21 protein-coding genes are annotated in these 20,276 nt (G+C 71.4%); 9 read left to right on the forward strand and 12 right to left on the reverse strand.

What is annotated here, in order from left to right; all coding sequences use genetic code 11:
* The first annotated feature begins 22 nt into the window (after positions 1 to 22).
* The 5 genes from AC3ANR_RS12830 (at position 23) to AC3ANR_RS12850 (ending at position 3,988) form a co-directional block, all read left to right on the forward strand.
* A complete protein-coding gene (locus AC3ANR_RS12830) occupies positions 23 to 1,387 on the forward strand; it encodes a dihydrolipoyl dehydrogenase (protein WP_488291806.1) in 1,365 nt (454 codons plus the stop codon).
* An 11-nt stretch (positions 1,388 to 1,398) separates the two neighbouring features.
* The gene (locus AC3ANR_RS12835; RefSeq protein WP_488288496.1) at positions 1,399 to 1,719 is read left to right on the forward strand and encodes a hypothetical protein; all 321 of its coding nucleotides are present in this window, start codon (positions 1,399 to 1,401) and stop codon (positions 1,717 to 1,719) included.
* Positions 1,720 to 1,772: 53 nt separating this feature from the next.
* Complete coding sequence (locus AC3ANR_RS12840) at positions 1,773 to 2,168, forward strand: DUF302 domain-containing protein (RefSeq protein ID WP_488288497.1); 396 nt, start codon at positions 1,773 to 1,775, stop codon at positions 2,166 to 2,168.
* A 51-nt stretch (positions 2,169 to 2,219) separates the two neighbouring features.
* Positions 2,220 to 2,921: a c-type cytochrome gene (locus AC3ANR_RS12845; protein WP_488291807.1), complete on the forward strand. Its 702-nt coding sequence runs from the start codon at positions 2,220 to 2,222 to the stop codon at positions 2,919 to 2,921.
* A gap of 119 nt (positions 2,922 to 3,040) precedes the next feature.
* Positions 3,041 to 3,988 carry a c-type cytochrome gene (locus AC3ANR_RS12850; RefSeq protein WP_488291808.1) on the forward strand — a complete coding sequence of 316 codons (948 nt, stop codon included), beginning with the start codon at positions 3,041 to 3,043 and terminating at the stop codon, positions 3,986 to 3,988.
* Here AC3ANR_RS12850 and AC3ANR_RS12855 read toward each other — a convergent pair.
* The 5 genes from AC3ANR_RS12855 to AC3ANR_RS12875 all read right to left on the reverse strand — a co-directional run bounded on the left by AC3ANR_RS12855 (position 3,985) and on the right by AC3ANR_RS12875 (position 9,017).
* A complete protein-coding gene (locus tag AC3ANR_RS12855; protein ID WP_488288498.1) occupies positions 3,985 to 4,752 on the reverse strand; it encodes a DUF2894 domain-containing protein in 768 nt (255 codons plus the stop codon). The two genes, AC3ANR_RS12850 and AC3ANR_RS12855, sit on opposite strands and share 4 nt — an antisense overlap.
* A complete protein-coding gene (locus AC3ANR_RS12860; RefSeq protein WP_488288499.1) occupies positions 4,745 to 5,422 on the reverse strand; it encodes an OmpA family protein in 678 nt (225 codons plus the stop codon). The genes AC3ANR_RS12855 and AC3ANR_RS12860 overlap by 8 nt, the downstream gene beginning before the upstream one ends.
* Positions 5,419 to 7,593 (reverse strand): DUF802 domain-containing protein, encoded by a 2,175-nt coding sequence (locus AC3ANR_RS12865; protein WP_488288500.1) that lies wholly within the window; start codon positions 7,591 to 7,593, stop codon positions 5,419 to 5,421. The genes AC3ANR_RS12860 and AC3ANR_RS12865 overlap by 4 nt, the downstream gene beginning before the upstream one ends.
* A 2-nt stretch (positions 7,594 to 7,595) precedes the next feature.
* A complete protein-coding gene (locus AC3ANR_RS12870) occupies positions 7,596 to 8,381 on the reverse strand; it encodes a DUF3348 family protein (protein WP_488288501.1) in 786 nt (261 codons plus the stop codon).
* A 420-nt stretch (positions 8,382 to 8,801) separates the two neighbouring features.
* Entirely contained in the window at positions 8,802 to 9,017 is a 216-nt protein-coding gene (locus AC3ANR_RS12875) for a DUF3820 family protein (protein ID WP_488288502.1), read from the reverse strand.
* A 134-nt stretch (positions 9,018 to 9,151) separates the two neighbouring features.
* Between AC3ANR_RS12875 and AC3ANR_RS12880 the strand changes: the two genes are divergently transcribed.
* Positions 9,152 to 10,072: a cation diffusion facilitator family transporter gene (locus tag AC3ANR_RS12880; protein ID WP_488288503.1), complete on the forward strand. Its 921-nt coding sequence runs from the start codon at positions 9,152 to 9,154 to the stop codon at positions 10,070 to 10,072.
* 13 nt (positions 10,073 to 10,085) lie between these two features.
* Here the strand turns inward: AC3ANR_RS12880 and AC3ANR_RS12885 are convergent, their stop codons facing one another.
* Together AC3ANR_RS12885 and AC3ANR_RS12890 are read right to left on the reverse strand one after the other, a co-directional pair.
* Positions 10,086 to 10,361: a hypothetical protein gene (locus tag AC3ANR_RS12885; protein WP_488288504.1), complete on the reverse strand. Its 276-nt coding sequence runs from the start codon at positions 10,359 to 10,361 to the stop codon at positions 10,086 to 10,088.
* Positions 10,362 to 10,449: 88 nt separating this feature from the next.
* Positions 10,450 to 10,944, reverse strand: coding sequence for an RcnB family protein (locus AC3ANR_RS12890; protein WP_488288505.1), 495 nt, complete (start codon positions 10,942 to 10,944; stop codon positions 10,450 to 10,452).
* Positions 10,945 to 11,185: 241 nt separating this feature from the next.
* Here AC3ANR_RS12890 and aat point away from each other — a divergent pair, with 241 nt between their 5' ends.
* The 3 genes from aat to AC3ANR_RS12905 are packed head-to-tail and all read left to right on the forward strand — an operon-like array spanning position 11,186 to position 13,513.
* The gene (gene aat / locus AC3ANR_RS12895) at positions 11,186 to 11,932 is read left to right on the forward strand and encodes a leucyl/phenylalanyl-tRNA--protein transferase (RefSeq protein WP_488288506.1); all 747 of its coding nucleotides are present in this window, start codon (positions 11,186 to 11,188) and stop codon (positions 11,930 to 11,932) included.
* The gene (locus AC3ANR_RS12900) at positions 11,929 to 12,678 is read left to right on the forward strand and encodes an arginyltransferase (RefSeq protein ID WP_488288507.1); all 750 of its coding nucleotides are present in this window, start codon (positions 11,929 to 11,931) and stop codon (positions 12,676 to 12,678) included. The genes aat and AC3ANR_RS12900 overlap by 4 nt, the downstream gene beginning before the upstream one ends.
* Before the next feature lie 37 nt (positions 12,679 to 12,715).
* A complete protein-coding gene (locus AC3ANR_RS12905) occupies positions 12,716 to 13,513 on the forward strand; it encodes an IclR family transcriptional regulator (protein WP_488288508.1) in 798 nt (265 codons plus the stop codon).
* Between the two features lie 67 nt (positions 13,514 to 13,580).
* Here the strand turns inward: AC3ANR_RS12905 and AC3ANR_RS12910 are convergent, their stop codons facing one another.
* The 5 genes from AC3ANR_RS12910 to ilvC form a co-directional block, all read right to left on the reverse strand.
* Entirely contained in the window at positions 13,581 to 14,618 is a 1,038-nt protein-coding gene (locus tag AC3ANR_RS12910; protein ID WP_488288509.1) for a D-alanyl-D-alanine carboxypeptidase family protein, read from the reverse strand.
* 122 nt (positions 14,619 to 14,740) lie between these two features.
* Complete coding sequence (locus AC3ANR_RS12915) at positions 14,741 to 16,279, reverse strand: 2-isopropylmalate synthase (RefSeq protein WP_488288510.1); 1,539 nt, start codon at positions 16,277 to 16,279, stop codon at positions 14,741 to 14,743.
* 8 nt (positions 16,280 to 16,287) lie between these two features.
* Positions 16,288 to 17,991, reverse strand: a complete 1,704-nt coding sequence (gene leuA / locus AC3ANR_RS12920; RefSeq protein ID WP_488288511.1) for a 2-isopropylmalate synthase — start codon at positions 17,989 to 17,991, stop codon at positions 16,288 to 16,290.
* 193 nt (positions 17,992 to 18,184) lie between these two features.
* Positions 18,185 to 19,003 carry a CDP-diacylglycerol--serine O-phosphatidyltransferase gene (gene pssA, locus AC3ANR_RS12925; protein WP_488288512.1) on the reverse strand — a complete coding sequence of 273 codons (819 nt, stop codon included), beginning with the start codon at positions 19,001 to 19,003 and terminating at the stop codon, positions 18,185 to 18,187.
* 238 nt (positions 19,004 to 19,241) lie between these two features.
* Positions 19,242 to 20,258, reverse strand: a complete 1,017-nt coding sequence (gene ilvC, locus AC3ANR_RS12930; RefSeq protein WP_488288513.1) for a ketol-acid reductoisomerase — start codon at positions 20,256 to 20,258, stop codon at positions 19,242 to 19,244.
* Positions 20,259 to 20,276 lie beyond the last annotated feature (18 nt).

Genomic DNA, 20,276 nt, shown 5'->3' on the forward strand with positions numbered 1-20,276 from the left:
CAAGGAGCCTGGCTTGCCTCAAGTGATCGACACCGACATCGCCGTGATCGGCGCCGGCACGGCCGGCGTCACCGCCTTCCACGAGATCCGCCGCGCGGGCCGCACGGCCCTGCTGATCGACCGCGGGCCGCTGGGCACCACCTGCGCCCGGGTCGGCTGCATGCCGTCCAAGGCCGTCCTGCACGAAGCGCACGGGGTGGCGCTCGTGCGCGCGCTGACCGGCGCGGCCGCGACCAGCGGCGCCGACGTCCAGGCCGCGTGGCGGCGCGCCATCGCCACCCGGGACCTGCTGGCCTCGGGCGCCGCCAACCGCACCCGCAGCGGCGCGGGTGACCGGCTGGTGATGGGCACGGCCCGCTTCGTCAGCCCCACCGAACTGGACGTGGACGGCACGCGGGTGCGCGCCCGCGCCTTCGTCGTGGCCACCGGCTCGCGGCCGGTCGTTCCCACGCCGCTGCAGGGCCTGGGCGACAGGCTGCTCACCACCGACACGCTGTTCGAGCTGGACGAACTGCCGCGCCGGATCGGCATCCTGGGATTGGGCGCGATCGGCCTGGAGCTCGGGCTGGCCCTCGCCCGGCTCGGCCTGGAGGTGGTTGCCGGCGACATGCGCGGCACGCCGGGCGGCATGGCCGATCCCGTGGTGGCCGAGCGTGCCAGGCAGCGCTTCGCGGGCGAGCTGACGATGTGGCTCGGACGTCCGATCGAGGCCCGGGTCTCGGGGGGATCCGTGCTCGTCACCAGCGGGGATGCCTCGGCCAGCGTCGACAGGGTCCTGGCCGCGCTCGGCCGCGTGCCCAACACCGAGGGACTGGACCTGGACCGCGCGCAGCTCGGCCAGGACGCGCACGGCCGCCCGGTCGTGGACGCGGCCACGTTGCGCGCCGGCAGCAGCGCCATCTTCTTCGCGGGCGACGTGCATCCGGACCGCCCGCTCATGCACGAAGGCGTGGACGAAGGCGTGATCGCGGCCCGGGGCGCCCTGGCGCTGCTGGGCGCGGCCGTCCAGCCGCCTCCCGCGCGCCGCACGCCCCTGTCGATCGTCTTCAGCGATCCGGACCTGGCGACGGTGGGGGCGTCCTTCGATTCCCTCGCCGGCCAGGACATCGTGATCGGGTCGGCGGAGGGCTCCGGCAACGGCCGCTCGCGCATCCTGGGCGCGCAGGACAACCTGGTGCGCCTGTACGCCGCGCGCGACGGCGGCCGGCTGCTGGGCGCCAGCCTGATGGCCGTGCACGGCGAGCACCTGGCCCACCTGCTGGCGTGGGCCGTGCAGCGTGGCGAAACCGTCCCACGCCTGCTCGAGCTCCCCTACTACCACCCGTCGGTCGAAGAGATGGTGCAGTCCGCACTCAAGGACGCAGCCAGCCAGATCACCGGCGCATGACGAGCTGAACCATGGCCACGAACCCCGACACCCCCTTGAAGATCCTGCTGCATGCCCCGACCACCGGCGCGCTCGCGCGCGCCCGCAGCAATGTCGCCAACCTGCGCAAGCACGCCTCGCCGCCCGAAGTGCGCATCGTCGTCAACGCCGACGCGGTGGCCGCCGCGCTCGATGCGCCCGACAGGGCTGCGGACGCGCAGACGTTCGTGTGCCCGAACACGCTGGCCAAGATCGGCCGCACGGCGCCCGCGCCACTGACGGTGCTCGGCGAAGGCTCCGTGATGGCGCTCGCCCGCCTGCAGGGCGAAGGCTGGCGCTACATCCGTGCATGAGCCGCGCGCGGCCTACCATGCATCGACCCACCCAGACCCGGAAGGACCACCCCATGTACGGACAGCACATCAGCATTGCCGGCCCCTTCGCCGCCGCGCTCGAGAAGGTGACCGCCGCCCTGAAGCAGGAAGGCTTCGGCGTGCTCAGCGACATCGACATCCAGAAGGCGATGCAGGACAAGCTCGGCGTGGCGATGCCCGCCTATCGCATCCTCGGCGCCTGCAATCCCCCGCTGGCGCACCAGGCCCTGCAGGCCGAGCCGGAGATCGGGCTGCTCCTGCCGTGCAACGTCACCGTGCGTCAGTTGCCGGACGGCCAGGTGGGCGTGGGCTTCCTGGACCCGCAGACCATGGTCCAGCTCACCGGCAATCCCGCCGTCACGGCCGTGGCCGACGATGCCGGCCAGCGGCTGGAACGCGTGCGGCGCGCGCTCGGCGGCGCCGCCTGAGCGCCGAGGACCCGCGCCGAAACCGTCCGACTGCCTGCCTGTCGACCCATGATCCACCTGTCCCGACTTTCCCGTTCGCTGCCGGTCGGCCTGCTCTTCGCGGTCGCGGCTTCCCTGGGCCACGGCGCGCCGCCGCCCTCGGCCGATGCGGCCGCAGGCGCCCGCATCGCCTCGGGCGGCACGCCCAACGGCGCCCCCGCCTGCGCGGGTTGCCACGGCGCGCGTGGTGAAGGCAGCGGCGCCTTTCCCCACCTCGCCGGCACGGGCGCGAGCTATCTGCGCGAACAGCTGGACGCGTTCGCCAACGGGACGCGCAAGAACCCGGTCATGCAACCCATCGCCCAGGCGCTCTCGGCCGAGCAGCGGGGGCAGGTCGCGAGCCACTACGCCGCGCTGCCGGCGGCGCCCAAGGGCGCCGACCGCGAGGCCCGCGGCCCGGCCGATGCCGGGCCCTGGCTGGCCACCCGGGGCCGGTGGGCGGACGGCATCCCCGCCTGCGCGCAGTGCCACGGTCCCGGCGGCAGCGGGGTCGGCGCGAGCTTTCCGCCGCTGGCCGGGCTGCCGGCCACGTACATCGCCGGGCAGCTGAAGGCCTGGCAGACGGGCGCACGCCCGCCCGGGCCGCTGGGCCTGATGGAGGCGATCGCGCGCAAGCTCAAGGACGCCGACATCCAGGCGGTCAGTGACTATTACGCCGGCCTGGCCGCGCCGGCCGTGGCGGCGGGCAACACCGCGCCGAAGGGAACGCCATGAGCAACTTGCACCATCGCCAGCATGGCCGCGTGTCGGGCGCGCTCGTGATCATCGTGGCGGCAGCGGCCGTCGTGCTGGGCGGCATGTTCGTCGGCTCGAGCGTCCTGTTCGAGCGCTCGATGCGCGAGCCGATCGAGGGCGCCTACCGCGATCCCGCGAAAGCGCCCGCCTCCGCGCCCGCAGCCGCCGTCGCGAAGGCGCCGGATTCGGGGCGGGCCGACGCGCCGCCATCCCCCGCGGCCGCCACGGCGGCCGGCGGTTCCCCGGCCGCATCGAAGACCTTCAGCCCGCCGCCCGAGGACAGCATCCCGGACAACGAGTACGGCAAGATGATCCGGCTGGGCGAGAAGGTGTTCAACGAGACGGGCAGGTACGCCGCCAGGTACGTCGGCAACGACCTGAGCTGCGTCAACTGCCACCTCGACGCGGGCCGCAAGCACGACTCCGCCCCGCTGTGGGCCTCGTTCATCCACTACCCCGCGTTCCGCAGCAAGACCGGCCAGGTGGACACCCTCGCCTCGCGCCTGCAAGGCTGCTTTCAGTACAGCATGAACGGCAAGGCGCCGCCGCAGGACGACGAGGTCATGACGGCCCTGCAGACCTATGCCTTCTTCCTCGCCAAGGGCGCGCCGGTGGGCATGCCGGTGGACGGCAGCGGCTATCCGAAGCTGAAGAAGCCGGCGCAGCCGCCCGACTATGCGCGCGGCGAGAAGGTGTACGCGCAGAACTGCGCCCTGTGCCATGGCGCCGACGGGCAGGGCCAGCGCGCCGGCGACCGCCAGGTGTTCCCGCCGCTGTGGGGCCCGCGGTCCTTCAACTGGGGCGCCGGCATGCACCAGGTGAACAACGCGGCCGGCTTCATCTGGGCCAACATGCCGCTAGGCAAGGGCAAGAGCCTGACCGAGCAGGAAGCCTGGGACGTGGCGCTGTTCATGGACAGCCACGAGCGGCCGCAGGATCCGCGGTTCAAGGGCTCGGTCGCCGAGACCCGCCAGAAGTACCACGACAGCGACGACTCGCTGTACGGCAAGACGGTCAACGGACACGTCCTGGGCAGCGGCCACTAGGGCGTTGCGCCCCCGCCCTTCTGGCGCGCGGCGCGCGGCTTGGCCGCCTTGCCCTTCCTGGCCTGGCCCGCCTTTGGCGCGTCCTGCTCGTGCGCCTGCTCCAGCCACTGCAGCGAGTCCACCAGCACGACGAAACGTTGCAGGTAGTCCGCCGACAGCTCCTGCATGAGCGCGAGCGACTCCAGCACCAGGGCATGCGAGTTGAGCGGGCCGGCGCCCGCGGGCCGGCGCGCCACGGCCTGCTCCACGCGCTCCAGCGTGCGACCGCTCGCCCACGCGCGCCGGAAGCGCTGCACGCTGGCCAGCTCGCCGCGCTGCTGCGGCTCGCCCGTCGCCGCGGCAGGAGCGGCCACCTGGGTTCCGGCGAGGCGGCGGTTCAACTGCGCGAGGGGCGTGCACTCGGTCGCACGCCCGGCCCGCGCGGCCAGGCGACGCATGCCCCGCACATCGGCCGCGGCCTGCAGCTCCCGCAGCTGCGCCGACAGCCGCGGGTGGCCGGCCAGCAGGCGCGCGGCTTCCTCGTTCGCGGCCTGCCGCGCCTGCTGCCACCGCTGCGCGAAATCGTCCAGTCCCGCCTGCAGCTTCCGATCGAGCAACCGGCGCACCGGCTCGCGCTGGCCGGGCAGCCGGCGCGCCAGCGCTTCCAGCGCATGGAAGCGGGCCGGATCGAGCCGCCACGCGCCCTCGCCGCGCAGCGCGGCCAGCCGCGCCTGCAGCGGCTCGCCTGGCGGCTGCGGTGCGACGCGATCCGCGGACTCACTCATGGGCGGTCGCCGGACCTGCGGCGCCGCCGCGAGTCGAAGCCGTCGACGCCCGCGGCACGGGCGCCATCTCGACCCGCCGGTTCAAGGCACGGCCGCTCTCGCTGTCGTTGGAGGCGACCGGCTGCTCGGCCCCGAACGCCGCGGCGAACACCTGCGACGACGGCATGCCTTCGTCGATCAGCGCGCGGGTCACGGTCAGGGCCCGCTCGGCCGACAGCTCGAGGTTGTCGGTGAAGCGCCGGTTGCCCTCCTGGATCGGCTTGTCGTCGGTGAAGCCGCTGACCATCAGCACCTCGTTGCGTTCGCCGAGGTAGACCCGCAGCGGGTGGACCAGGCTCCTGAGCAGCTGCCGCCCCTCGGGGCGCAGCTGGTCCGAGTTGAGCGGGAACAGCACGCTGCCGCTGATGCCGATGCGCCCGTCGCGCACCGTGACGCGGCCCGAGGCCAGCGGAATCGCCAGCGCCTTCTCCAGGGCCATGCGGCGCTGCTCCTCGATGCGGCGCTTCTCCATCTCCGACTTCAGGCTCGCCACCAGGTCCATCTGGACCACCAGCACCCCGACCAGCACCAGCACGAAGGCGCCCAGCAGGCCCGCCATCAGGTCGCCGAAGACGGTCCACACCGGCGCGACCTGCTGCGCGCCGTCGTCGGTGTCCTCCAGCTCCGTCACCCGCTGGCTCCCTCGGCGACGGCGGCCGGCCTGGCCTGCAGCTGGCGCAGGCTGGCGACCACGCCCTCCTGCGACGCGATGCTCAGGTCGATCACCTCGCGCGCCTGCGCCACGTAGTAGGCCAGCTGCTCGTCGCTGCGCGCGGTGGACCGGTGGATCGCCGACTCGACCTGCTGCAGCGTGTCCAGCACCTTGTCGTTGCTGGCCTGGAACAGCTGCACGGCCTGGCCGAACGCCTCGGCCAGGCTCGCCAGTTCGACGGCGCTGGCGCCCGCATGGGCCGCCGCGTCCGCCGCCTGGTCCGCATGCGTCTCGACCGCCCGGGCGAACCGGCTGCCGGCCTCGTCCAGCACCGCGCGGGCCGAGTCCACCAGCGCCTCGATGGCCGCCTGCTGCTCGCCCGACGAGCGGGTGGCGGCCTGCACCAACGCGGACAGCTGCTCGAGCAGCGACGTGCGCTCCTGCAGCGCCAGGTTGTCCCGCTCGGCCACCCGGCTCATCTCCTCGCGCAGCTGCGCCAGCACGCCGGCCGCGGCCCGCGGCACCTCGGAGGCGGTCTGGAGCAGGCGGGTGATCGGTGCCTCCAGCGCCGCGCCCAGCGTGGCCAGGTGCTGCGCCACGGCCGCCTGCAATTCGTCCAGCCGGTCGACCGCGGCCTGGCCGCGCTCGCCCTCTTCCTGCCGCAGCGCACCCAGCTCCGAGCGCCAGAGCGCCGCCAGCTCGTTCATGCGCTGGCCGTGCTGGTCGACCCAGCGCGCCTCGGTCTCGATGCGCGAACGCACCAGCTCCTCGGATTGCGAGAGCAGCCGCGCCGCGCCGTCCAGCGTCCGGCCGGCCTGCTCGCCGGCGCTTTGCGCGATGCGCCCGGCACTCGCCTCCAGCGCCTCGCAGACCGCTTGCTGCTGAGCGATCGTCTCGCCCGCCACCCGCTGCCACTGGCCTTCGAGCCGGGCCGCCATGGCCTGCAGTTCCTCGGTCCAGGCCTGCAGCCGCGCCCGCTCGGCGGCGGCCTGGTCCGATTGCGACCGGGCCAGGCTGTCGCCGACGCCGGCCACCAGGGTGGCGCTGCGCTGCTCGAACGTCTCGGTGAACGACGCCAGCGTGCGCTGCAGGTGGCCCGCGGCGGCGTCGCTCGCGCGCACGTGCTCGTTCAGCGCCGACCGCCACGTCTCGGCGACCGTGTGGGCGGTGGCGCCGAACTGCTCCGACAGCACCTCCACCTGGGCGTGCGCCGCATCGGCCAGGCGCTCGTGCTGCCGGTGGGCTTCCTGCACGATCTCGGTCATGGCCGAGGCGACCACCGGACGGATGCTGTCGCCGGCCGCCGTCGCGGCCGCGGTCAGGCTCTCCTGCAGCGACGTGCCCACCGCGCGCGCCAGCTCGCCGTAGGCCTGCGTCGCCTCCTGGTGGAACCGGGCCTGGCCGGCCGACAGCTGCGCGTCCAGCTGCCGGCTGCGCTGCTCGATGCGCTCCATCATCGCGTCCAGCTTGTCGACGACCGCCGGCAGCGCGGCGGCCTGCGCCTGCAGGGCCCGGAAGGTTTCCTCGCGCTGGTGGGCGAAGGAGAACGGCTTGAGCGCGCCGGCGACGCCGCTGTCCAGGTGCCGCGCCACGTCCAGGCGTTCGCGGCGGCTGATGGCCGACATCAATCCCAGCATCGCCGATGCCGCGACGCCGGCGACCGAGGTGCCGAACGACAGGCCCAGGCCCTTGATCGGTTCGGCCAGCGCCGCGCGGATCGCCTGCAGGTCGGTCGACCCCTGCAGGGCGAACACGGCGCCCTTGAACGTGACGACCATACCCAGGAAGGTGCCGAGCATGCCGAGCATGACCAGCAGGCCCACCAGGTAGGGCGTCAGCGCCGGCCCGGGCAGGCCGGCGCGCGTGCCCTCCACGCGCAGGCGCACGGCGTTGCGCAGCGAAGGCGGCACCCGCTCGAGCCAGGCATCCAGGCGATCCGGGGGCGTGGCGGCGGCATCGGCCAGGGCGGCCGACAGGCCCGCGGTGGCCAGCCGGAACTGCCGCAGCTCGAAGGCGCCGAACAGGTACACGCCCGCGATCGCCACCGTCATGGCCAGGGCCAGCCAGTTGGTGCCGGCAAAGCCCAGGCCCACCCAGGCCACGGCCAGCAGGCCGGTGGCGAAGGCCAGGCCGAAACTACGTTTGCTCATGGTCAATCGTTCGATTCCTTGTTGAGTGCGTCGATCAGGCCCGCGACGGGCTGCAGCCGCAGGTCCAGCTCCGCCGCCAGCGCCTCGCGCCAGAGCGTGCCGAACGTGTCGAGCCACCCGCCCGGGCGGCGCCACAAGGCCGGGTCGTCGGGCAGCCCTGACGCCTCGACCTCGCGACGGTGGGCCCGCCGCAGGTCCTCGAAGCGCCGCTCCAGCCGGCGAGCCACCGTGGGCAGCAGGGACTGCTCGCGCGCGGCGAGCACCTGCTCGAGCGCCGCATCGAGCGCCGCGAGGGCGCGCAGCCGGGGCGAATGGCGGCCGACGGCCTGGCGGACGTGGTCGCGCAGCGCACCGGCCATCTGCTCCATCTGGCGTTGCAGCTGCAGGTGCCGCTGGTGGTACGGCGCGTAGGCCACCTCGGCCGCGCCGGCGGCCTGGGCGGGCGCCGCGGCCTCAGGTGCGTCGCCGCGCAGCCGCGCGGGGCCCGCCGGCCGCTGCAGCTCGGCGAGCGGGATGGGCTGCGCGATCGCGTGGGCCAGCGCCTGTCGCACACGCTGCAGATCCTCCCGCAGCGCACGCGCGGAGGCCGGCCGCGACGGCGGCGAGCCCGCCGCAGCCGTGCCCGCCGACCTGATCGCCTGGTGCGCCGCCTGCAGCCGGATGGCGTCGAAGGCGTTCAGGCGCAGGCTCAGCCGCTCCGCGAAATCGAGGGCGGCTGCGTCCGTCTCCACCGGGGTCCACTCGCCCAGCAAGCGGACGAGCGGTGAACTACTGAAGGTGCTGCGCAAGAACAATCCTGTGCGCCGTGCGGGGCGCCATCCGATCCGTCGTTGTCAGTTGAGAGGGTCGCGGCCCTTCGCGGGTCGCGGCCGCCTGCGGTGGCAGGAACGTGGCCTGCCGGGAGCGGCAGACCGCTCGCCGCCGCGCGCCTGCCAGGCCGCACCCGGTCAGGCCGAAGCTGGGGCGAAGCTGGGGGCCGGCCGGGGCGACGCGATCGCCGTCCCGCAGAGCCGTTGCAGCGGGACCGTATTAGAAACGATCCGGGCCGGCCTTCCCGGGGCACCGGCCCGCCACGCGGCGCGTGCCTCGGCCGGCCGGCGGCAGCCGCCCACCACGTCGCACGGGTGTTGCCTGCGAGCCCCAAGGCCGCGCACTTTTCGCGGCAACCGGGCACGGGCAGGGGCGCCGCCTCGCGGTCGAGATCGAGGTCAGCGCCTCGGCGGACGCAGCGGGTCCAGCAGGTGCCGCATGCCGTTGTGGTCGATCTCGTGCATGAGGGCCAGGAGCTGGCCGATCTCGCCGCGCGGGAAGCCCTCGCGGGCGAACCAGGTCAGGTAGTTCCCGGGCAGGTCCGCGATCGGCGTGCCCTTGTGCTTTCCGTACGGCATCTCGACCTGCACCAGGCGCAACAGGGGATCGCTCATGGCCCGATTGTGGGGTCGCGGGTGCAGCCCATGCGGCGAGGCACTGGCCAGGCCGCGGATGGTCGGCCAGCGTCGATGGCGGCCTGGCGGCGGCCTCCGACAGCCGAGCAGGCGGCCCGGGCCTAGCATCCGGCATGGCCGAATCCAAGATGGCGGTGTACGGCGCGATCGCGGCCAACCTGGCCATCGCGGCGACCAAGTTCGCGGTCGCGGGCGTCACCGGCAGTTCGGCGATGCTGTCCGAGGCCGTCCACTCGGTCGTGGACACCGGCAACGGGGTGCTGCTGCTGGTGGGCATGCGGCGCAGCGAGCGCCCTCCCTCGCCCGAGCATCCGTTCGGGCACGGCAAGGAGCTGTACTTCTGGAGCTTGATCGTCGGCGTGCTGATCTTCGGGCTGGGCGGCGGCGTGTCGATCTACGAGGGCGTGATGCACATCCGCAAGCCCGCGGAGATGACCGCGGACCCGTTCTGGAACTACGTGGTGCTCGCGGCCGCCGCCGTGTTCGAGGGCGCCAGCCTGGTCGTCGCCTGGCGCCAGCTGCGCCGGCAGCGCATCGGCGACGACGGCGCGTGGGAGTCGCTGCGCCGGAGCAAGGATCCCTCCACCTACACCGTCGTCGCGGAGGACTCGGCCGCGCTGGCCGGACTGGCGATCGCCGGGCTCGGGGTGTTCCTCAGCCATTGGCTGCGGATGCCGGCGCTCGACGGCGTGGCCTCGGTCCTGATCGGCCTGCTGCTGGCCGGGGTGGCCGTGCTGCTGATCCGCGAGTCGCGCGGCCTGCTGGTGGGCGAAGGCGTGCGTCCCGAGACGGCGCAGGCCATCCGCGAGATCCTGCGCGAGGAGTCCGGCGGCGGCGAAGTCGGGCCGCTGCTGTCGATGTACATCGGCACCGACGAGGTGCTGGTGACGGGCGCCGTGACCTTCCGCCCGGACCGGGCGGTCGGCGAGACGGCCGAAGCCGTGCAGCGCGCCGAGGGCCGGATCCGGGCGCGCTTCCCGAAGATTCGGCGCATCTACATCGAGGCGGCGCCCGCCGGCTGCCCGCCCCGGTGAGCCGGCGCCGGGGTCAGCCCGCCCGCGCGCCGGACCTGGGCGTCGAGCGTTCCCTGTGCGATCGCGCCGGACCCGGCCGCAGGTCCGAGGCGCGCGCATGCTCGACGAACTCCCGCTCGGTCATGACGTAGAGGTCCACGCGCGGGTAACTGCTGCCCTTCACCTGGGCTTCGATCACGAACTGTCCGGCTGCGCCCGGCCGTTCGCACCGGACCCACCAGCGCTGGCCGGAGCGGTCGATGAACGTTTGCCCGGGCAGCGGCGACTGCGGTTGCTTCGACGTGTTCATGAGTTCATGTTCGGGCTCAACAACCCGTCGATCTGTCGGACACCGGCCGGCGGACTTGTAGGCCGGTTCCGACACGACGCCCTCGCGCTCACTGCATGACGATCACCTGCACGATCAGCCCGGTGGCGATGGCGACCAGCAGGAAGTCGCCCCCGACGGCCACCCAGTAGTGGCCGTAGGGCGGCGGCGGCAGGCGGTAGATCGGCCAGTTCTCGACGACATACGAGCGGCTGCGGTACTGCGGCGGCAGGTGCCCGCCGCGGTGCCACTCGGGGCCGCGCGGTCCCTCGCGATAGTCCGGGCGGCGGCGGTCGTCGTCGCGGCGGCCGCGGTCCCAGTCGCGCCGGTCACGTTCCCAGTCGCGCCGGTCATCGCCACGCGGGCCGGGGCGGCCGTCGGGGCGCGGCCCGGGCCGGTGCTCCGGGCCCGGGCGGTTGTCGATCCGTGGCCGGCCCGGCTCGATCCGGCGTGGAGGCCCTTCGGCCCGGTGGCCGGCATCGGGACGCGGCTGCGCGAACGACGTCGCGGTGAAGCCGGAGGCAAGCGCCGCCGCGGCGGCCGCCAGCACGTTCCTGCGTTGCATGATGGGACTCCTTGCAGTGCACACGGCTGCAGCGTGCGCCCGGCCGGTGAATGCGGCGCCCCGGGCGTGTGACCGCAGGGCAAAGTCCGTTGCGGCTTGCGACTCGGCAGCGCGGGTCGCCCCCAATTCGCGGCCGCGGCCCGGAGAGGCGCTGTGCAGCAGTGAGGGCCCGGTCGCGCGGCACCGGCCCGCGTCCGGGTTTCGCCACAATGGCATCCTGCTCTGGCGTGTGCCCGTCCCCATGAAGCTTCCCTGGCTCGATCCCGGTGACCCGTTCCCCGACGCCTCGCAGGCGTGGGACGACTCGCAGCCCGCGCCGGGACTGCTCGCGGCCGGCGGCGCCCTGGACGTGCAGACGCTCGAGCGCGCCTACCGCGGCGGCATCTTTCCCTGGTTCAGCGAGGGCCAGCCGATCCTGTGGTGGAGCACCGACCCGCGCATGGTGCTGTTCACGGCCGAGTTCCGGCTGCACCGCTCGTTGCGCAAGACGCTGCAGAAATTCATCGCCGACCCGCGCTGCGAGGTGCGCATCGACAGCGCGTTCCATCGCGTCATCCGCGCGTGCGCGGGCAGCGCCCGCGAGGGCCAGTCCGGCACCTGGATCGTGCCGGACATGGTGCGGGCCTACGAGGCGTTCCATGCGGCCGGTCACGCGCACAGCGTGGAGACCTGGATCGACGGCGAACTGGCGGGCGGTCTCTACTGCGTGAACATCGGCCGGGCCGTGTTCGGCGAGTCGATGTTCACCCGCGCGACCGATGCGTCCAAGATCGCCCTGGCGGCCCTGGTCGCCTTCTGCCGCGCGCACGCCATCGACTTCATCGACTGCCAGCAGAACACCGGGCACCTGGCCTCGATGGGCGCGCGCGAGGTGCCCCGCGGCGCGTTCGTCGCGGCGGTGGCGCAACGCGCGAAGCTGCCCGCCCCGCAGTGGAAATTCGAGCCCGTATACTGGAGCGAACTCGTGTTGCCGAAGCCTGCCGCGTGACGCACCTCAAGGACCTTCCGCTCCAGACACTGCAGTTCTACGCGACGGCACCCTACCCGTGCAGCTACCTGCCGGGCAAGCAGGCGCGATCGCAGGTGGCCACCCCCAGCCACCTGATCCACAACGACGCGTACTCCGACCTGGTCACCAACGGCTTTCGCCGCAGCGGCATGTTCACCTACCGGCCGTATTGCGACGGCTGCCGCGCGTGCGTGCCGCTGCGCGTGCTGGCGCAGGCCTTCCGGCCCGACCGCAGCCAGCGCCGCGCCTGGGCGCGGCACCAGACCCTGCAGGCACGCGTCCTCAAGCTGTGCTTCGTGCCGGAGCACTACCAGCTGTACCTGCGCTACCAGAGCGGCCGCCACGCGGGCGGCGGCATGGACCACGACAGCATCGACCAGTACACCCAGTTCCTGCTGCAAAGCCGGGTCAACTCGCGGCTGGTCGAATTCCGCGACACCCTGCCCGACGGCTCGCCGGGCGCGCTGCGCATGGTGTCCATCCTCGACGTGCTGGGCGACGGCCTGTCGGCCGTCTACACCTTCTACGAGCCCGACTCGGCGGCCAGCTACGGCACCTACAGCGTGCTGTGGCAGATCGACCAGGCCCGCAAGCTCAAGCTGCCGCACGTGTACCTGGGCTACTGGATCGCCGAGAGCCCGAAGATGAGCTACAAGGCGCGCTTTCGCCCGCATCAGGTGCTGCACGAGGGCACCTGGGTGGACGAGGGCTTGCGTCCGGCCTGATTTCACAAGATAAAATGTGGGACGCGCGAGCACTCCCATGCGAAAGCAAGACAGCGGCCAAGCCGCCACCCCCACCATCCAGGTCATCGAGCGCATGTTCGCGCTGATCGACGTCCTCGCCTCGCGCGAGGAGGCTGTCTCGCTCAAGGAGATCAGCGAGAAGACCGGCCTGCATCCGTCGACGACGCACCGCATCCTGAACGACCTGGCCGTCGGGCGCTTCGTCGACCGGCCCGAGGCCGGCAGCTACCGCCTGGGCATGCGCCTGCTCGAACTGGGCAACCTGGTGAAGGCCCGCCTGAATGTCCGCGACGCGGCGCTCACGCCGATGCGCGAGCTGCACAAGCTGATCCAGCAGCCGGTCAACCTGTCGGTGCGGCAAGGCGACGAGATCATCTACGTCGAGCGCGCGTACAGCGAGCGCTCGGGCATGCAGGTGGTGCGGGCGATCGGCGGCCGCGCGCCGTTGCACCTGACCTCCACCGGCAAGTTGTTCCTGGCCGCGGACGATCCGCAGCGCGTGCGCGCCTATGCCACCCGCACCGGCCTGCCCGGTCACACGCGCAACAGCATCACGCAGCTGCAGGCGCTGGAGCGCGAGCTGGCCAAGGCGCGCCAGTACGGCATCGCCCGCGACAACGAGGAACTGGAGCTGGGCGTGCGCTGCATGGCCGCGGGCATCTACGACGACCAGGGCAAGCTGGTGGCCGGCCTGTCGATCTCGGCGCCGGCCGACCGCCTGGACGAAGGCTGGCTCACCAAGCTGCAGGCCACGGCCAACGAGATCTCCACGGCGCTGGGGCACAAGGCGCCGGCGCAGCGCGTGGCCGCCTAGCGCCAACCGGTCCGCCCCAAAAGCAAACGGCGCCCGCGGGCGCCGTTTTGCATGGGAGGCAGGACGGCTAGCCGCTGACCTGCCGGATGACCGACGACGTCGCCGGCGTAACGCTCATCGCGGCGCCCGCGGGCGCATTGGTCTCCACCCAGCGGCGGACGCGCTCGGCATCGGCGATGCGGCTCAACTTGCCGGCCGAATCCAGGAACACCATGATCAGCTTGCGGCCGGCGACCTTGGCCTGCATCACCAGGCACTGGCCGGCCTCGGAGATGTAGCCCGTCTTCTGCAGGCCGATCTCCCAGTCGGGGTTCTTCACCAGCCGGTTGGTGTTGTTGTACTGCAGGGTGCGCTTGCCCATCGCGAACTGGTAGCCCGGCGAGGTCGAGTACTCGCGCAGCTGCGGATCCTGGTAGGCGGTGTTCACCAGCGTCGCGAGGTCGTGCGCGCTCGACTGGTTGCGGCTGGACAGGCCCGTCGGATCGACGTACTGCGTGTCCTTCATGCCCAGGATCTGGGCCTTGGTGTTCATCAGGCCGACGAACGCCTGCAGGCCACCCGGATACGTGCGGCCCAGCGCGTGCGCCGCGCGGTTCTCGCTCGACATCAGGGCCAGGTGCAGGGCTTCGGCGCGGGTGAGCGTGGTGCCCACGCGCAGGCGCGAGCTGCTGCCCTTCTCGGTGTCGACGTCGTCCTGGGTGATGGTGATCACCTCGTCCATCGGCAGCTTGGCCTCGCTGATGACCAGGCCCGTCATGAGCTTGGTCAGCGACGCGATCGGCAGCACGGCCTGGTCGTTCTTGGAGAACAGCACCTCGCGGGTGTCCTGGTCGATGACCAGGGCGACGGCCGAGCGAAGCGCCAGCTCGTCGTGCTTGCCGTGCAGCCCGGCGATCTGGCCGAACGACGGCTTGGCCGCGATCACGACCGAGCGGCGCTTGGTGGCGACGATGGTCTTGGAAACGCGAGCCTTCTTGGCGATCGGCTTGCGAACGCCCGCCTCGGCGGTGGCGGGCAGGAGGGCGGCGGCGATGGAGATCGCCGCCACGGTGTGGAGGAGTCGGGTGAAGGTCTTGCTCACGGCATTCGGCGGCGCTGCATGCATCAAAAGACTCCTGGTGGTCCCTTTTGACCCTGCCCAGCAGTCTAGCTGAGCAGTAAAAATGACGCAACATCAACGACTTAGGCTACTTTCCTAAGCCGCGGCCGAATTATATGGACACAACCCTAACCTTGTGCAGCCACCCGCTCAGCTTTACTTTGTAACTTGTTGAGGGCGCTCAGGTAGGCCTTGGCCGACGCGACCACGATGTCGGGGTCGGCGCCCACGCCGTTGACCACCCGGCCCGAGTTCTGCAACCGGACCGTGACCTCGCCCTGGCTCTCGGTCGAGCCGCTGATGGCGTTGACCGAATACAGCACCATCTCCGCGCCGCTCTTGACGTGCGCCTCGATGGCCTTGAGCGACGCGTCCACCGGGCCGTTGCCGTCGGACTCGCCGCGCACCTCCTTGCCGTCGGCCGTGAACACGACCACGGCATGCGGGCGCTCGCCCGTCTCGCTGTGCTGGGCCAGCGACACGAGGCGGAACGTCTCCTGCTCGTGCGTGACGGCCTCGTCGCTGACGAGCGCCAGGATGTCCTCGTCGAAGATCTCGCTCTTGCGGTCCGCCAGTTCCTTGAACTTGGCGAACGCGGCATTGACCTCGGCCTCGCTGTCGAGCTGGACGCCCAGCTCCTGCAGGCGCTGCTTGAACGCGTTGCGGCCCGACAGCTTGCCCAGCACGATCTTGTTGGCCGTCCAGCCCACGTCCTCGGCGCGCATGATCTCGTAGGTGTCGCGCGCCTTGAGCACGCCGTCCTGGTGGATGCCGCTCGCGTGCGCGAAGGCGTTCGCGCCCACGACCGCCTTGTTCGGCTGGACGACGAAGCCGGTGGTCTGGCTCACCATGCGGCTGGCCGCGACGATGTGGCGGGTGTCGATGCCCACCTCCAGGCCGAAGTAGTCCTTGCGGGTCTTCACCGCCATCACCACCTCTTCGAGCGAACAGTTGCCCGCGCGCTCGCCCAGCCCGTTGATCGTGCATTCGACCTGGCGGGCGCCGCCGATCTTCACGCCCGCGAGCGAGTTGGCCACGGCCATGCCCAGGTCGTTGTGGCAGTGCACCGACCAGATCGCCTTGTCCGAGTTCGGGATCCGCTCGCGCAGCGTGCGGATGAATTCGCCGTAGAGCTGCGGTACCGCATAGCCCACCGTGTCGGGCACGTTGATCGTCGTCGCGCCCTCGGCGATGACGGCCTCCAGCACGCGGCACAGGAAGTCCATCTCGCTGCGGTAGCCGTCCTCGGGGGAGAACTCGATGTCGCCGCAGAGGTTGCGGGCGAAGCGGACCGACAGCCGGGCCTGCTCGAGCACCTGCTCGGGCGTCATCCGCAGCTTCTTTTCCATGTGCAGCGGCGACGTGGCGATGAAGGTGTGGATGCGGGCGCTGTTGGCGCCCCGCAGGGCTTCGGCGGCCCGCGCGATGTCGCGGTCGTTCGCGCGCGACAGCGAGCAGATGGTCGAATCCTTGATCGCCGCGGCGATCGCCTGCACGGCCTCGAAATCGCCGTTGGAGCTGGCGGCGAAGCCCGCCTCGATCACGTCGACGCGCAGGCGCTCGAGCTGGCGCGCGATGCGCAGCTTCTCGTCCCTGGTCATCGAGGCGCCGGGCGACTGCTCGCCGTCGCGCAGGGTGGTGTCGAAGATGATCAGTTTGTCGGCCATGGGGGTCCTCATTTCGCGGGCGTCGTTTCGGGGGCCGGCACCTGCTTGCCGCCGGCCTGGGCGCGCTGCAGGCCGGACACGATGGCCTTGAGCGACGCGGACACGATGTTCGCATCCATGCCGACGCCGAACAGCGTGCGCCCGGCCACCCGCAGCTCCAGGTAGGCGACGGCCTGCGCGTTGGCGCCGGCGCCGATCGAATGCTCGTGGTAGTCCAGCACGCGCAGCTCCTGCCCGGTGGCCGCGGCCAGCCCCTGGACGAAGGCATCGATCGGCCCGTTGCCCGCGCCCTGCACGGCCAGCTGGCGGCCGGCCACCGTCACATCGGCGGCCAGCGTCACCCGCTTGCCGTCGGCGCCGCCGGACTGCTCCAGCACCTGGTGGCGCGGCGATGCCACGCCGCGCACGCCGTATTCGCGCTCGAACAGCTCGAACAGCTCGCGCGCCGAGAGCTCCTTGCCGCTCGCATCCATCACGGCCTGCACCACCTGGCTGAACTCGATCTGCAGGCGCCGCGGCAGCTCGAGCCCGTACTCGCTCTCCAGCAGGTACGAGATGCCGCCCTTGCCCGACTGGCTGTTCACCCGGATGACGGCCTCGTAGCTGCGGCCCAGGTCCTTGGGATCGATGGGCAGGTACGGCATGTCCCAGATGTCGCCTTCCTTGCGCGCGCCGAAGGCTTTCTTGATCGCGTCCTGGTGCGAGCCGGAGAACGACGTGTAAACCAGGTCGCCCACGTACGGGTGGCGCGGGTGCACCGGCAGCTGGTTGCAGTGCTCCACGTCGCGCCGGATCTCGTCGATGTCGGAGAAATCCAGGCCCGGATGCACGCCCTGCGTGTAGAGGTTCAACGCGACGTTCACCAGGTCCAGGTTGCCAGTGCGCTCGCCGTTGCCGAACAGGCACCCTTCCAGTCGGTCGGCGCCCGCCATGACCGCGAACTCGCCGGCCGCCGTGCCGGTGCCCCGGTCGTTGTGCGGGTGCACCGACAGCACGATGCTGTCGCGCCGCGCCAGGTTGCGGTGCATCCACTCGACCATGTCGGCAAAGATGTTCGGCGTCGAGTGCTCCACCGTCGAGGGCAGGTTGACGATGCACTTGCGCGCGGGCGTCGGTTGCCAGACGTCGGTGACGGCGTCGACGACGCGCTTGGCGAACGCCAGCTCGGTGCCGGAGAACATCTCGGGCGAATACTGGAACACCCACTCCGTGCCCGGCTGCCGCGCGGCGAGCTCCTGGAACAGGCGGGCCTGGCTGGTGGCCAGCTCGACGATGCCGTCCTCGTCCAGGCCCAGCACCACCTCGCGCATCACGGGCGCGGTGGCGTTGTACAGGTGCACGATGGCGCGGCGCGCGCCCCGCAGCGCCTCGAAGGTGCGGCGCACGAGCGGCTCGCGCGCCTGGGTCAGCACCTGGATGGTGACGTCCGGCGGCACCAGGTCTTCGACGATCAGCTTGCGCACGAAATCGAATTCCACCTGCGAGGCCGAGGGAAAGCCGACCTCGATCTCCTTGAACCCGATGCGCACCAGCGTCTGGAACATGCGCAGCTTGCGGGCGATGTCCATCGGCTCGATCAGCGCCTGGTTGCCGTCGCGCAGGTCCACGCTGCACCACACCGGCGGGCGGCCGATCACGGCGTCGGGCCAGGTGCGGTCCTTCAGGGCGACCGGCGCGAACGGCCGGTACTTGCTGGCGGGGTTCTTCAACATGGACATGGTCGTCTTTCGTCTCGGTGGTGAACCAGCAGCCCCAAAAACAAAACGGCCCGCTGCTGGTGCAAACGGGCCGTCGAGTGAGGTAGGAACGCGCGCGCTACCGTCTCCGCCCGTGGGGGGATAGCAGTAGAGCCAGCGAAATCAGGTGCATCGCGGATGACTTTAGCACAAGTGCCACGGCGGCCGTTCAGCGGTGCAGGCCGCTTTCCTCGGGCTCGTCCGTCGAGGTGCTGATGACGCTGACACGCTGGCCCTTGGCCTTGCGCCAGCCGTACAGCGCGTAGCCCGAGAGGCCGTAGACGCAGAACAGGACGAACAGGACCACCGGCGGGTCGATGTTGATGACGGCGATGCCCAGCGCGATCAGCACGATCACGACGAAGGGCACGCTCTTTTTCATCGAGATGTCCTTGAAGCTGTAGAACGGCACGTTGGTGACCATCGTCAGGCCGGCGTACAGCGCGAAGGCGAACATGACCCAGGACACCTCGTAGCCCTTGACGCCGTAGTCGGTCATCAGCCAGATGAAGCCGGTGACCAGCGCCGCGGCCGCGGGCGACGGCAGGCCCTGGAAGTAGCGCTTGTCGACCACGCCGGTGTTGACGTTGAAGCGCGCCAGCCGCAGGGCCGCGCAGGCGCAGTAGACGAAGGCGGCGATCCAGCCCCAGCGGCCCAGCCCCTTGAGGGCCCATTCGTAGGCGATCAGGGCCGGGGCGGCGCCGAACGAGACCATGTCCGAGAGCGAGTCCATCTGCTCGCCGAACGCGCTCTGGGTGTTGGTCATGCGGGCCACGCGGCCGTCCAGGCTGTCCAGGACCATGGCGACGAACACGCCGCTGGCAGCCAGGTCGAAGCGCTGGTTCATGGCCATCACGACGGCGAAGAAGCCCCCGAACAGGGCCGCCAGCGTGAACAGGTTGGGCAGGATGTAGATGCCCTTGCGGCGCTTGCGCACCACGACGCCTTCCTCGGGGCTGGTGTCCGTGTTCGTGGTGCCGTCGTGCATGGGGGGCGAGTGTAAACGCGACAAGGGACAGGCCGCCCGGGGGCGGCCTGTCGGAGTGGGGATCGCGGCGTTGGCCGGGTCTCGCCTGGGTGTCGGCGGGGTCCGGGCGTGGCCCGGGATGAGGCGCGGGTGTCGGGCGGGGATCCCGGCGTGCGCCGGGACGAGGCCGGGGCGTCGAACGTGGATCCCGGCGTTCGCCGGGATGACCTTGCGTGCGGCCTGCGGCCGCACTGCAAGGTCAGTTGCGGGCCTTGTCGACGAGTTTGTTGGCCTTGATCCAGGGCATCATGGCGCGCAGCTTCTCGCCCACCACCTCGATCTGGTGCTCGGCCGTCAGGCGCCGGCGGGACTGCAGCGTGGGGGCGCCGGCCCGGTTCTCGAGGATGAAGCTCTTGGCGTACTCGCCGGTCTGGATGTCGCGCAGGACCTTCCTCATCTCCGCCTTGGTCTCGTCGGTGACGATCCGCGGTCCCGTGACGTACTCGCCGTACTCCGCGTTGTTGGAGATCGAGTAGTTCATGTTCGCGATGCCGCCCTCGTAGATCAGGTCGACGATCAGCTTGAGCTCGTGCAGGCACTCGAAGTACGCCATCTCGGGGGCGTAGCCGGCTTCCACCAGCACCTCGAAGCCGGCCTTGATCAGCTCCACGGTGCCGCCGCACAGCACGGCCTGCTCGCCGAACAGGTCGGTCTCGGTCTCCTCGCGGAAGTTGGTCTCGATGATGCCGGCCTTGCCGCCGCCGTTGGCCATGGCGTACGACAGCGCCAGGTCACGGGCCTTGCCGCTCTTGTCCTGGTGCACGGCCACCAGGTGGGGCACGCCGCCGCCCTGGGTGTAGGTGCTGCGCACGGTGTGGCCGGGCGCCTTGGGCGCGACCATCCACACGTCCAGGTCGGCACGCGGGACGACCTGGCCGTAGTGCACGTTGAAGCCGTGCGCGAAGGCCAGCGAGGCGCCCTGCTTGATGTTCGGCTCGACGTCGTTCTTGTAGACCGCGGCGATCTGCTCGTCGGGCAGCAGGATCATCACCACGTCGGCGGACTTCACGGCCTCGGCGACTTCGGCCACCTTCAGGCCGGCCTTCTCGACCTTGGGCCAGGAGACGCCGCCCTTGCGCAGGCCGACGACGACCTTCACGCCGCTGTCGTTCAGGTTCTGCGCGTGCGCATGGCCCTGCGAGCCGTAGCCGATGATGGCGACCGTCTTGCCCTTGATCAGGCTCAGGTCACAGTCCTTGTCGTAATAAACCTTCATGAGTCTCTCCAGAAAAAT

It is taken from the genome of Ramlibacter sp. JJN2-2R (genome assembly GCF_057747835.1).

Coding starts and splice junctions, on each gene's coding strand:
- AC3ANR_RS12835 (WP_488288496.1), top strand. CDS start 1,399: ATGGCCACGAACCCCGACACCCCCTTGAAGATCCTGCTGCATGCCCCG.
- AC3ANR_RS12840 (WP_488288497.1), top strand. CDS start 1,773: ATGTACGGACAGCACATCAGCATTGCCGGCCCCTTCGCCGCCGCGCTC.
- AC3ANR_RS12850 (WP_488291808.1), top strand. CDS start 3,041: ATGCGCGAGCCGATCGAGGGCGCCTACCGCGATCCCGCGAAAGCGCCC.
- AC3ANR_RS12855 (WP_488288498.1), bottom strand. CDS start 4,752: ATGAGTGAGTCCGCGGATCGCGTCGCACCGCAGCCGCCAGGCGAGCCG.
- AC3ANR_RS12865 (WP_488288500.1), bottom strand. CDS start 7,593: ATGAGCAAACGTAGTTTCGGCCTGGCCTTCGCCACCGGCCTGCTGGCC.
- AC3ANR_RS12875 (WP_488288502.1), bottom strand. CDS start 9,017: ATGAGCGATCCCCTGTTGCGCCTGGTGCAGGTCGAGATGCCGTACGGA.
- AC3ANR_RS12880 (WP_488288503.1), top strand. CDS start 9,152: ATGGCCGAATCCAAGATGGCGGTGTACGGCGCGATCGCGGCCAACCTG.
- AC3ANR_RS12885 (WP_488288504.1), bottom strand. CDS start 10,361: ATGAACACGTCGAAGCAACCGCAGTCGCCGCTGCCCGGGCAAACGTTC.
- AC3ANR_RS12890 (WP_488288505.1), bottom strand. CDS start 10,944: ATGCAACGCAGGAACGTGCTGGCGGCCGCCGCGGCGGCGCTTGCCTCC.
- aat (WP_488288506.1), top strand. CDS start 11,186: ATGAAGCTTCCCTGGCTCGATCCCGGTGACCCGTTCCCCGACGCCTCG.
- AC3ANR_RS12905 (WP_488288508.1), top strand. CDS start 12,716: ATGCGAAAGCAAGACAGCGGCCAAGCCGCCACCCCCACCATCCAGGTC.
- AC3ANR_RS12910 (WP_488288509.1), bottom strand. CDS start 14,618: ATGCATGCAGCGCCGCCGAATGCCGTGAGCAAGACCTTCACCCGACTC.
- AC3ANR_RS12915 (WP_488288510.1), bottom strand. CDS start 16,279: ATGGCCGACAAACTGATCATCTTCGACACCACCCTGCGCGACGGCGAG.
- leuA (WP_488288511.1), bottom strand. CDS start 17,991: ATGTTGAAGAACCCCGCCAGCAAGTACCGGCCGTTCGCGCCGGTCGCC.
- pssA (WP_488288512.1), bottom strand. CDS start 19,003: ATGCACGACGGCACCACGAACACGGACACCAGCCCCGAGGAAGGCGTC.
- ilvC (WP_488288513.1), bottom strand. CDS start 20,258: ATGAAGGTTTATTACGACAAGGACTGTGACCTGAGCCTGATCAAGGGC.